General features: G+C 33.7%; 12 protein-coding genes. 3 read left to right on the top strand and 9 right to left on the bottom strand.

What is annotated here, in order from left to right:
- The first annotated feature begins 11 nt into the window (after positions 1–11).
- The 3 genes from AC3QL1_RS00060 (at position 12) to AC3QL1_RS00050 (ending at position 2783) form a co-directional block, all read left to right on the top strand.
- Complete coding sequence (locus AC3QL1_RS00060) at positions 12–545, top strand: GNAT family N-acetyltransferase (RefSeq protein ID WP_492494222.1); 534 nt, start codon at positions 12–14, stop codon at positions 543–545.
- A 10-nt stretch (positions 546–555) separates the two neighbouring features.
- Complete coding sequence (mltG, locus tag AC3QL1_RS00055) at positions 556–1596, top strand: endolytic transglycosylase MltG (protein ID WP_492494221.1); 1041 nt, start codon at positions 556–558, stop codon at positions 1594–1596.
- A gap of 539 nt (positions 1597–2135) precedes the next feature.
- Complete coding sequence (locus AC3QL1_RS00050; RefSeq protein ID WP_492494220.1) at positions 2136–2783, top strand: peptidoglycan-binding protein LysM; 648 nt, start codon at positions 2136–2138, stop codon at positions 2781–2783.
- A 53-nt stretch (positions 2784–2836) separates the two neighbouring features.
- On the opposite strand, the gene scpA is transcribed toward AC3QL1_RS00050, so the two are convergent.
- The 9 genes from scpA to dnaA all read right to left on the bottom strand — a co-directional run bounded on the left by scpA (position 2837) and on the right by dnaA (position 12534).
- Positions 2837–4963 (bottom strand): methylmalonyl-CoA mutase, encoded by a 2127-nt coding sequence (scpA, locus tag AC3QL1_RS00045; RefSeq protein WP_492494219.1) that lies wholly within the window; start codon positions 4961–4963, stop codon positions 2837–2839.
- 42 nt (positions 4964–5005) lie between these two features.
- Complete coding sequence (locus AC3QL1_RS00040) at positions 5006–6370, bottom strand: methylmalonyl-CoA mutase subunit beta (RefSeq protein ID WP_492494218.1); 1365 nt, start codon at positions 6368–6370, stop codon at positions 5006–5008.
- A gap of 17 nt (positions 6371–6387) precedes the next feature.
- Positions 6388–6714 (bottom strand): FtsB family cell division protein, encoded by a 327-nt coding sequence (locus AC3QL1_RS00035; RefSeq protein WP_492494217.1) that lies wholly within the window; start codon positions 6712–6714, stop codon positions 6388–6390.
- Positions 6715–6841: 127 nt separating this feature from the next.
- Positions 6842–7450 carry a uridine kinase gene (gene udk, locus AC3QL1_RS00030; RefSeq protein WP_492497597.1) on the bottom strand — a complete coding sequence of 203 codons (609 nt, stop codon included), beginning with the start codon at positions 7448–7450 and terminating at the stop codon, positions 6842–6844.
- Positions 7451–7704: 254 nt separating this feature from the next.
- Positions 7705–8586: an SDR family oxidoreductase gene (locus tag AC3QL1_RS00025; RefSeq protein ID WP_492494216.1), complete on the bottom strand. Its 882-nt coding sequence runs from the start codon at positions 8584–8586 to the stop codon at positions 7705–7707.
- Between the two features lie 75 nt (positions 8587–8661).
- The gene (locus AC3QL1_RS00020) at positions 8662–9789 is read right to left on the bottom strand and encodes a methionine aminotransferase (protein ID WP_492494215.1); all 1128 of its coding nucleotides are present in this window, start codon (positions 9787–9789) and stop codon (positions 8662–8664) included.
- A 54-nt stretch (positions 9790–9843) separates the two neighbouring features.
- Positions 9844–10557, bottom strand: coding sequence for an SAM-dependent methyltransferase (locus AC3QL1_RS00015; RefSeq protein ID WP_492494214.1), 714 nt, complete (start codon positions 10555–10557; stop codon positions 9844–9846).
- A gap of 72 nt (positions 10558–10629) precedes the next feature.
- Positions 10630–11097: a low molecular weight protein-tyrosine-phosphatase gene (locus tag AC3QL1_RS00010; RefSeq protein WP_492494213.1), complete on the bottom strand. Its 468-nt coding sequence runs from the start codon at positions 11095–11097 to the stop codon at positions 10630–10632.
- Positions 11098–11106: 9 nt separating this feature from the next.
- Entirely contained in the window at positions 11107–12534 is a 1428-nt protein-coding gene (gene dnaA, locus AC3QL1_RS00005) for a chromosomal replication initiator protein DnaA (protein ID WP_072973220.1), read from the bottom strand.

The raw sequence follows: 12534 nt of genomic DNA, 5'->3' as shown, positions 1-12534 counted from the left end.
TCAAAAATTAAATGATCACACTCAAAGGCGATTCAATTTATCTTCGTGCACTAGAACCTAATGATTTAGAGTTTGTGTATGCAATGGAAAACGATCAGAGCATTTGGGAAGTCAGCAATACACAAACACCTTACAGCCGTTTTTTGGTTCGTCAGTATCTGGAAAATGCGCAACAGGATATTTATGAAGCAAAACAATTGCGTTTGGCAATTTGTCAGGATGAAGATTTTCCTGCAATCGGATTGATTGATTTATTTGAATTTGATCCCAAAAATAACAGGGCCGGAATTGGAATTGTGATTCAAAATACAGAAAACAGAAACCAAAACATTGGTTCTGAGGCATTAGAGTTATTAATTAAATATTCTTTTCATAATTTAAATCTTCACCAATTATATGCAAATATTAATGTAGGAAATGTAGCCAGTATAGCTCTTTTTACTAAATTTGGGTTTGAGAAAATAGGAATTAAAAAAGATTGGATTTTGCTAAATGGCCACTATCAAGATGAAGCAATTTTTCAGTTAATCAATAAACAAATTTAAATTTTTAGCTTTGAGTATAAAAAAAATCATCACGTTAAGTGCCGTAGCCGTAATTTCAGTTTTAATAATTTACGGATTTATTTTAATTAGCAGAATTTTTAGCGCCAACACTAAATTCGAAGAAAAAGAACTTTACGTATATGTTCCAACAGATGCTACTTATGCAGATGTGAAAAAAATATTGCAGCCTTATATTAAGAATTACGATAATTTTGAAATGGTAGCCAATAAAAGAAGCTATCCTGAAAATGTAAAATCGGGTCGTTTTTTACTTAAAAAAGACATGAATAATATCGATTTGGTTCGCGCAATGCGTTCAAATGTTCCGGTTAAATTAGCGTTTAACAATCAGGAGCGTTTGGAAAATTTTGCAGGAAGAGTGGGGTCAGAAATCGAAGCAGATAGTTTATCTCTAATGAAAGCCATTAAGGATTCAACTTTCTTAAAAGAAAACGGTTTTAATGAAGAAAATGTTTTCGCCATGTTTATTCCGAATACTTATGAAGTTTACTGGAATACATCCGCAGTAAAATTCCGCGATAAAATGATCAAAGAATACCATAACTTCTGGACGCCGGAAAGAATTGCAAAAGCTGAAAAGCAAGGTTTAACACCAGTTCAGGCGACAATTTTGGCTTCTATTGTTCATAAAGAATCTGTAAAAAAAGATGAAAGACCTCGTATTGCAGGCGTTTATTTAAACAGATTACGTTTGGCAATGCCTTTACAAGCAGATCCAACGGTTATTTATGCGTTAAAATTAAAAGCGAATGATTTTGATCAGGTAATAAAAAGAGTTTTTTATAATGACTTGATAATGAAGTCTCCATATAACACTTACGTGAATGTCGGACTTCCTCCGGGACCAATTGCTATGCCAGATATTACAGCTCTAGAAGCGGTTTTAAACCCTGAAAAACATGATTACATATACTTTTGTGCAAGTGTAGATCGTTTTGGATATCATGAATTTGCTTCAACATACGAACAGCATCAGGTCAATGCAAAAAAATACTCAGACTGGATTGCAAGTCAGGGAGTGACAAGATAAATTATATAAGTATTTATTAAAAAAAACCGAAGACATTTTAGCTTCGGTTTTTTTGTTTCATAATTTAGAATAACCAAAAGAAAAATTAAAAGTATTCATCAGTTTATGAACTTCGTATTTTTCATATTTAATTTTGAACGATTTTAATGAAAAATAAAATTTCACAAGATTGAATTTAACTTTTTAATAATAAATAAACTTTTGATCACATAAAGAACTGAATTTTCCTTTCAAATTAGATCAGTTTATTTTTCAATATCCTTAAAAAGCCTTAAATATTGTAGGTTAAATATTTCAATTTTAACAAATTTCCTAAAAAATTGATAAAAATGGCATTTTTTGGAATTTTTTTTTCGTGTTTTTAAAGCTAAAAAAATGTTTTGCCAATTGCTCGAATACTGCATCAATAAAGGGTTTCGAAGGAATATGAAAAATTACGAAAACCGTTAAATTACTGGTTATCAGCATTGTTTTGTATTCCTTATCTTTGCACCGTAGAAATTTCAAGAGGGTGACAGCGTTTTGAAGAAAAACAATTTATGATAAAGAAATGGTATTTTTATGCGAGTTTGATCGTTATTATTACATTTTTAAGTTTGGGTTTTAAACCCTTTAATCTAGAAACCAAACCTTGGTTTTTAATAGAAAAAACAGATGGATCTGAATACTTATTTCCATCGCAGGAAGTGGATGATTATCCCACTTTACACAAGTTAAATACCCCGTTTACAGGAAAACGTCTTATAGGTTTTAAAGAAGCAGTAGCTTTTAAGGAATCTCAGGGAAAATACCGACTGGTAAATTCTCTTGGTTACATGGGGAAATATCAATTTGGTTCTAAAGCCTTAAGAGCCATAGGTGTAAAAAATGAAAAAGCCTTCTTAAAAGATCCTGCTTTACAAGAAAAAGCGTTTATTGCTTTATTATCCATCAACAAATGGATTTTGCGCAATGAAATTGAAAGGTATGAAGGTAAAATCGTTAACGGAGTTGAAGTTACCGAATCAGGAATTTTAGCTGCAGCTCATCTTGGAGGCGCAGGATCAGTAAAAAACTTCTTTAAAAACAAAGGAAACAGGCATTTTAGAGATGCGTACGGTACTTCGTTAAAAAGCTACATGAAAGCTTTTGGAGGTTATGATCTTTCGTATATTGAAGCAGATAGCAATGCAACCATAAACGATTAAAGAATTAAAAAATAAAAAATCCCGAATTATTCGGGATTTTTTTATGCGTGATTCTAATCAATTAATATTTCCAGAATTTTAATCGCTGCTTCACTTATTTTAGTTCCTGGACCAAAAATAGCAACGGCTCCGGCATCAAATAAGTATTGATAATCCTGTGCCGGAATTACACCACCAACAATTACCATAATATCTTCGCGGCCATGTTTTTTCAATTCCTCAATAACTTGCGGAACTAATGTTTTATGACCTGCAGCCAATGATGAAACACCTAAAATGTGTACATCATTTTCAACTGCTTGTTTTGCAGCTTCAGCAGGAGTTTGAAATAACGGTCCAATATCAACATCAAAACCAACATCGGCATAACCGGTTGCTACTACTTTTGCGCCTCGATCATGGCCATCTTGTCCCATTTTGGCAATCATAATTCTTGGTCGGCGTCCTTCTTGTTTTGCAAAAGCATTAGCAAGTTGCTTAGCTTTTTCAAAATTCTCATCGTTTTTTATTGCTGCACTATACACACCGCTAAAGGATTTAATTTGCGCTTTAAACCTTCCGTAAACACTTTCAAGCGCCTCACTGATTTCACCTAAAGTTGCCCTGTTTCTGGCAGCTTCAATGGCAATTTCAAGTAAGTTGCCTTCTTTCGTTTTAGCACAAAGAATTAGTTTTTCGAGTGATTGATTTACTTTTTCAGTATCTCTTTTTGATTTTATTTCCTCAAGACGATCTATTTGCTGTTTTCGAACCATTTGGTTATCAACATCCAAAATATGCAAAGGATCTTCTTTTTCTAATCGATATTGGTTTACACCAACAATAATATCCTGTCCGCTGTCAATTCTCGCTTGTTTTCTGGCAGCTGCTTCTTCGATTCTTAGTTTAGGAATTCCGGCTTCAATCGCTTTTGTCATTCCGCCTAGTTCTTCGACTTCTTCAATTAATTTCCAGGTACTTTCCGTGATCTCGTTTGTCAAACTTTCAACATAATAACTGCCCGCCCAAGGATCTACAGTTTTGGTAATTTTAGTTTCTTCCTGTAAATAGATCTGTGTATTACGTGCAATTCTTGCCGAAAAATCGGTTGGCAATGCAATCGCTTCATCCAAAGCATTGGTATGCAAAGATTGCGTTCCGCCAAAAGCTGCGGCTGTCGCTTCGATACAAGTTCTCGCAACATTATTAAACGGATCTTGTTCTGTTAAACTCCATCCGCTTGTCTGGCAATGAGTTCTTAAGGCGAAGGATTTATCACTTTTGGGATTAAACTGTTGTAATAATTTAGCCCAAATCATTCTTCCAGCTCTCATTTTTGCAATTTCCATAAAATGATTCATCCCAATTGCCCAAAAGAAAGACAATCTTGGGGCAAATTCGTCAATTGTCATTCCGGTTGATAATCCTGTTCGAATATATTCCAATCCATCGGCCAGAGTATACGCTAATTCAATATCCGCAGTTGCTCCGGCTTCCTGCATGTGGTAACCCGAAATTGAGATCGAATTGAATTTTGGCATTTTCTTGCTTGTAAATTCAAAAATATCAGCAATAATCTTCATCGAAGGCGTTGGCGGATATATATACGTATTTCGAACCATAAATTCTTTCAAAATATCATTCTGAATCGTTCCTGACAACTTTTCAATTGCAACACCTTGTTCTTCTGCAGCCACAATATAAAAAGCCATAATGGGCAAAACTGCGCCATTCATTGTCATTGAAACTGACATTTCATCAAGCGGAATCTGATCGAAAAGTACTTTCATATCTTCGACAGAATCTATCGCAACTCCGGCTTTCCCGACATCTCCAACAACTCTTTCATGATCAGAATCGTAACCGCGATGCGTTGGCAAATCAAAAGCAATAGAAAGCCCTTTTTGACCTGCAGCTAGATTTCTTCTGTAAAAAGCATTACTTTCTTCTGCAGTAGAAAATCCTGCATATTGACGAATCGTCCACGGGCGTCTTACATACATAGTGGCATAAGGTCCACGCAGATTGGGTGTAAAGCCAGCGCCGAAATCTAGAAATTCTAAATCTTCAATATCTTTTTCAGAATAGGTTTCTTTCAGCTCAATTCCCTCGGCTGTAGTGAAGTTAGAATTAGATATTGGTACATTTAACTCTTCACTTTTAATGTCTAACTTTATATGTTTAAGGTCTTTTCTTATCATTGAAAAACTCTTTTTGAGTATGATTAATTACTTTGAAATTGATTATTCTAGTTCAAGACGTTCCTGCTCTAGTTTTTCAGCCAATCTTTTTTCTATAATAGGCGTAATTAATGTTTTTCGTGGTTTTATTTTCACAAAAGGAAACAGTTCTAAATCTTGTTTCATTTTGTCTTCTTTATTTGGATATTTATTAGTGCCTAACAAAACTTCCTTTTTAGAATCAAATAATTCCTGTTCTTTAGCTGCACTTTCCTGAATTTTCTTTTTGATAGTTCCATCATTCAAAAGTTTAAGAAAACCGCCATTTGCTTCAATATCTTTAAACAAAGCCAGACTTTTTTCGGCCAGCTGCATTGTTAGGCTTTCGATATAATAACTTCCGTCAGCAGGATTATTTACTTTATCAAAATAACTTTCGTGTTTTAAAACCAATAATTGGTTTCGGGCAATTCGATCTCCAAATTCGTTGTCTTTATGGTATAATGCATCGTAAGGCAAGTTAGCAACCGCATCGGCTCCGCCTAAAATAGCCGACATGCATTCTGTTGTAGTACGAAGCATATTTACATTATAATCGTAAATTGTTTTGTTTCGTCTCGTTGGAGTAGCTAATATGTGACAATCTAAATTTGGATTATATTCAGCAGCAATTAATTTGAAAAGCATTCGCAAAGCCCGAAGTTTTGCAATCTCAAAGAAATAATTCGTTCCTACAGCAACCTGAAAAACAATAGGCTTTGAAATAGCTGAAAATCGATTTAAATATTCATTGGCATGAGCCAGACTATACGCAATTTGCTGTGTAATATTAGCACCGGCATTTTGATATAAACTTAAGTCTACACTTAATAAAGAAAGATTTGTAGTTGCTTTTGATATTTTTTCTATCGTTTCAAAATTATTTTTGTCAGATGTAGTAAACCAATTTCCTTCTCTTGCAAAATGACCAATCGGATCTAAATTGCAATAAAAAGTTGCCTTTTTTTGGATAGAAATACTATCTAATTTATTTACGAAATCGATTGAAATAAATTTCAAATTAAAGTAAACGATTCTGTTTTCTAAAGGAAGATTTTCTAATAATTTTTGAATGTCAATTTTTTCGTCTTCAATAGTAAAACGTAAACTTTCTGCACCTCTTTCGATAGTGTTTATAGCTCTTTGAATTGATTTTTCGACGTCATAAACAAAAATGTTTTGGCAAATTTTGAATTCGCTTGCTTTTGTTTTTACATTCGCTGCTTTAGAAAATTCATCTCTGTGATAAAATGGTTTTACCTGAATATCTTCGGGAGAATTCCAAATTACAGTTTCGTTATAATCAGCTCCATCTAATTCAAACTGAATTTTTTGTTTCCATTGTTTGGATGAAATCGGATTAAAATCGTCGAAAAGAGTAGTAGCCATTTAATGTTTTTTTCTGATTATTCTTTATCTTTAATAGTGTCTCCTTCAAAATGAATGATGTAAATATCCTCGCTGTCTTTTTTCATGAAATACTTCTCGCGGGCATATTTCTCTATTTGTTCAGGATTTTTTAATTGTTTGATTTGTTCCTGATCTTTTTTAATTTCCTCCTGATAATAAGTTTTATTATCCTCAAGTTCATTAATTTGATTGTCTAAAAAGCGATGATCAAAATAGGAGTAATTGTCTAAAAAAAGCATCCATACCACAAAAAACAGTAAAACCCAGACATATTTATTGCCAAGAAATTTAAACCATGATTTGTCTTTATACGGATTTTTCATTTTTGTTTTTATTTTTAGCCCCGATGGAGCCGATATCCTTTTTATGTCCTGCCTCGGCGGACATAAAAAGATAAAGGCAAGAGCGGGAATAGCTCCTAATTTTTATGGAATAAATTTACAATAAAAATTATGAAATTCGTTGATTAATTACAGCACGAACTACATCAATTGCAACGGTATTGTATTTGTCATTTGGGATAATAATATCTGCAAAAGCTTTAGATGGTTCTATAAATTGCTCATGCATAGGTTTTAGCGTGTTTTGATAACGTGTTAAAACTTCATCGATATCACGTCCTCTTTCCGAAATATCACGCTTTAAACGGCGAATTAACCTTTCGTCAGAATCTGCATGAACAAACACTTTCACGTCAAAAAGCTCGCGAAGTTCCGGATTTGTCAAAATTAAAATTCCTTCAACAATCATTACTTTTCTTGGATGAGTCGATACCGTATCATCAGTTCTGTTGTGCTGGATAAAAGAATAAACTGGCTGATCGATAGTTTCTCCTTCTTTTAATGCTTTCAAATGTTTTACCAGCAATTCAAAATCAATTGCGCGCGGGTGGTCAAAATTGATTAATGCTCTTTCGTCAAACGATAAATTATGGGTTTCTTTATAATATGAATCCTGTGAAATTACACCTACTTCCGTATCCGGTAATTCATTCATAATTTGGTGTACAACTGTTGTTTTTCCACTTCCTGTTCCTCCTGCAATTCCAATAATGAGCATAAAATTGATGTTATATATTTTGTTCGGCAAAAATAATAATTTATGTGGATTGAGTAAATATATTATGTATTTAAACCATATAAGTGATATAAGTAAATTTAAGCAAACAGATATTTAAACAATTTATTACTTCATTGAACTTATATTACTTATATACTAAAAAACATAAAAAATCCCGACAGCTAAGCCATCGGGATTTTCGTGCAATCAGTATAGTTTTGATAAAATATTCTGAATTTAGTAAGCACTTGTATTTATTTATTCTTTTTTGCTTTAATCATCATTTCAAGCTGATCCCAAAGTTCTTCCGGAATAGCTTCCAGCAAATTAAATTGTCCTGCACCTTTAAGCCATTCACCACCATCAATCGTAATAACATCACCATTTACATAAGCTGAAAAATCAGAAACTAAATAAGCTGCTAAATTGGCCAATTCCTGGTGATCACCTACACGTTTTAAAGGCACTTTTTTGGCCATATCAAACTTTTCAGCAAGATCACCCGGTAATAATCTGTCCCATGCACCTTTTGTAGGGAATGGCCCCGGAGCAATTGCATTAGAACGAATTCCGTATTTTGCCCATTCTACAGCAAGACTTCTCGTCATAGCCAAAACTCCTGCTTTTGCAGTAGCACTTGGAACAACATACGCAGATCCTGTCCAGGCATAAGTCGTCACAATATTCAAAATCGTAGCAGAAGTTTGTTTAGTGTCAATCCAGTATTTTCCAAAAGCCAGCGTACAGTTTTTAGAACCCTTAAGTACGATATCTATAACAGTATCAAATGCATTTGCAGACAAACGTTCTGTTGGAGAAATAAAATTCCCGGCAGCGTTGTTTAAAAGAACATCTACTTTTCCGAAAGCCTTTAAAACTTCCTGAAGCATGTTCTCCACTTCTTCATAATGACGAACATCACACTGAAGCGGCAAACATTTTCCTCCGGTTTCAGTTTCAAGTTCTGTAGCCGTATTTTTCAGCTTTTCTAAATCTCTTGAAGTAATCGCTACCTGAGCTCCTAATTCTAAAAAATATTTAGTCATTGCTTTTCCCAAACCGCTTCCACCGCCTGTAACCACTATAACTTTGCCCTTTAAAGCATCGTCACGTAACATTTTATCTGTATAACTCATACTTTTCTTTTTTTACAATATTAATTAAATAAAATAGGATGCACGCATAATAATGTTATAAAATTTTGATAAACTTTATATTTCACATATTTTTTTTGCAGCAGATTCTAAGGTGAAGTCATCTTTGGCAAAGCAAAAACGAATTAATTTTTGATCTTTATGGTCAGAATAAAAGGTAGAAATCGGAATTGCGGCAACGCCATGATCTGTGATTAATTTTTTGCAAAAAGTAACATCATCTTCATTTGAAATAGTAGCATAAGAGGCAACCTGAAAATAAGTTCCCTCGCAAGGTTTTAATTCAAAACGGCTGTTTTTAAGTAACTCCTGAAAATAATCACGTTTTTCCTGATAGAATTTCCCCAGTAAATTAACATCGACAATATTAAGGTATTGACTTATGGCAACTTGGGAAATACTATTTACGCTAAAAACCAAAAATTGATGTACTTTTTTAATTTCTCTCATTAAATGTTCCGGAGCTACAGTATAACCAATTTTCCATCCGGTAATATGAAATGATTTTCCAAAAGAAGAAACCATGATACAGCGATCTAAAAGGAAATTTTTGGTATGTGCCGAAATATGTTTTTCTTCAAAAGTAATGTATTCATAAACTTCATCAGATAAAACCAATATATCAGGATATTTTGAAAGGAGTTTTTCCAGTTCCAAAAAATCATTTTCAGTTAAAATTTTCCCTGTTGGATTATGTGGATTATTAATGATAATCATTTTTGTTTTTGCCGAACACGCTTTTTCGATTGTTTCCCAATTTGGCGTATAATCATCATTTAGAGCAACACGAACAGGTTTTGCGCTGCAAAGTAAAACCGGAGATTCATACGAATCATAAGTCGGATCTAAAATAACAACTTCATCATTAGTTTTGACTAAAGCCAAAATAGAAGTAAAAATTCCCTGAGTTGCGCCTGCGGTTACCAAAATTTCAGTTTCAGGATCAATTGTTCTGTTATACGAACTCTGAACTAATTTTGAAATCTGGTTCAACAATGGCGGATAACCGGACATTGGTGTATATTGATGCACATTTTCCTTGGCAAGTTTTGCTATAATATCTGTCAGTCTTTCATCGACAGGAAAATTAGGAAATCCCTGAGAAAGATTTATCGCATTATATTCAGTTGCCATTTTAGACATCACTGTAAAAATGCTGGTAGTTATGTGCGGAAGTTTACTCATGAAAAAGTTTGATTAGGGAAAACTTGTGAGTACAATATAAGGTAATTTTTACAATTACATTTTATGTATAATAAAAATCGTTGGTCGATTATGCAAATCAACTTTTAATTTTTTCCAGTCAGAAACACGCAATGTCTTGATGAATTCTGTTGGCAGCGTAATATCAGTTGCAATACAAATATGCGTTGCAGGATTTAAAATCTGCAGAATATCTTCGACTAATTTATTGTTTCTATAAGGCGTTTCTATAAAAATTTGCGATTGATTTTTATCCTGAGATAATTTCTCAAAATGTTTCAATGCCGATTTTTTTTCGTCTTTATCAATTGGCAAATAACCATTAAAAGTAAAACTCTGACCGTTCATTCCGGAAGCCATCATTGCCAGTAGAATAGAAGAAGGGCCAACCAAAGGCACAACCTGAATTCCTTTTTCATGCGCCAGTTTTACAATTACAGCACCAGGATCAGCAACTCCCGGGCATCCGGCTTCGCTCATTAGACCCATGTTTTTTCCTTCTAATAAAGGTTTTATAAAGTCTAAATGTTCGCTCGGTTCGGTACGTTTATTTAAAGTAAAAAGAACAAGTTCTGATTGTTTTTTTTCCGGGTAAACCGCTTTTATAGATTTTCTGGCAGTTTTATCATTCTCAACAATATAATAATCTATAAGTTCAATACTTCTTCTTACGGTTTGAGGTAAAACATCCATAGGATCGCTTTCGCCCATAGTGGTTGGAATTAGATATAGTTTTCCTGGAAGTTTCATGTGATTTATTTTATAGATTAAAATGACATATTTGTCAATTATTACGGAGTGAATAATTGAAAATAGATAAGTTTAAGAATGCTTTTCGATGAGTTTTTTTGCAATGATTTCCGTTACTTCATCTAACATTTGATATACATTATCAAATCCGTTAGAAACACCAAAGTAAGGATCCGGTACATCTACATTTTCGTCAGGAAATAATTCATTCAGAATAAGCTGAACTTTGTTTTTATGTTCCGGCGTTTTGGCAAGATGAAGAACATCTCTGTAATTAGAGTTGTCCATAACATATATATAATCGAATTCGTCAAAATCAGAAGCTTGAAATTGTCTTCCTTTTTGACCATCGATGCATAATCCATTTTTTTGTGCAACAGCAATAGAACGTTTGTCCGGCGAATGACCTACATGCCAGGAACCGGTTCCGGCTGAATCAACTATAAAATTTTCTTTTGGTAGTTTTGATGCTAAAATACCTTCAGCTAAAGGTGATCTGCATATATTTCCCAAACAAACCATTAAAATTTTTACTGGCATGATGCGCGTTTATAGCGTTAATTTTTTGTTGATATCTTCGACAAATTTCTTGAACTGTTTGTCTGTAGAAACTAAATTGTCAACAGTTTTACAAGCGTGTAATACGGTAGCATGATCGCGATCTCCAATTTGTGAGCCAATGTTTGCCAAAGATGCTTTTGTAAATTTCTTTGCAAAAAACATTGCCAATTGTCTCGCCTGAACCACGTGTCTTTTTCTGGTTTTAGATTGAAGGGTTTCAATATCCAACTGAAAATAATCAGACACAATTTTTTGAATATAATCGATAGAGATTTCTCTCTTTACGTTTTTAACAAATTTCTCAACAACGCTTTTCGCCAGCTCAATGGTAACTTCTTTTTTATTGAAAGAAGATTGTGCGATTAACGAAATAATAGCACCTTCAAGTTCACGAACATTGGTTTTTATATTCCGTGCAACATATTCAATAATATCTTCCGGCATTTCAACACCATCGCGGTAAAGAATGTTTTTTAAAATCGAAATACGCGTTTCGTAATCCGGCTGGTGTAACTCAGCAGATAATCCCCATTTAAAACGAGACAACAAACGTTGCTCAATATCCTGCATGTCAACAGGCGCTTTGTCCGAAGTCAAAATTACCTGTTTTCCGTTTTGATGCAAATAGTTGAAAATGTGGAAAAACACGTCCTGAGTTCCTGATTTTCCAGATAAAAACTGAACATCATCAATAATCAAAACGTCGATTAATTGGTAAAAGTGAATGAAATCATTACGATTATTCTTTTTAACCGAATCAATATATTGTTGTGTGAAAATTTCGGCAGAAATATATAAAACCGTCTTTTCAGGATATTTATCTTTTACTTCAACACCAATAGCGTGCGCCAAGTGTGTTTTTCCTAAACCAACTCCACCGAAAATCAATAACGGATTAAAGGAAGTTCCTCCAGGCTTATTGGCAACAGCCATACCTGCAGAACGGGCCAAACGGTTTGAATCTCCTTCAAGGAAATTATCAAAACTGTAGTTGGCATTTAACTGCGACTCAATTTTTAAATTTCTAATTCCGGGAATTACAAACGGGTTTTTAAGTTCAGGATTTAAGTTTTTAAACGGAGCATCAACCTCTTGCGGTTTCATTGGCACTCTATTGGCACTTGGTAACTGTTCGGTAAACGGTTGTTTATTACCATAAGTGTTTTCCATCTTAATTTTATAGAGTAACTTTGCGTTTTTTCCCAGTTCTTTGGTAAGCGCAACTTTCAATAATTTTACGTAATGTTCTTCCAGCCATTCGTAGAAAAATTTACTTGGTACTTGAATATATAACGCGTTGTCGGTTAGCTCAACTGATTTGATTGGTTCGAACCAAGTTTTATAGGCTTGATCTTGAATATTGTCTTTTATAAAGGACAAACAGTTTTCCCATACCGATTGAGCAGTTTTAGTCAT

The organism is Flavobacterium sp. GW823-FHT04A11 (assembly GCF_058796535.1).
The sequence above is the reverse complement of the archived record's forward strand: the minus strand, read 5'-3'. Positions and strand labels throughout refer to the sequence as shown.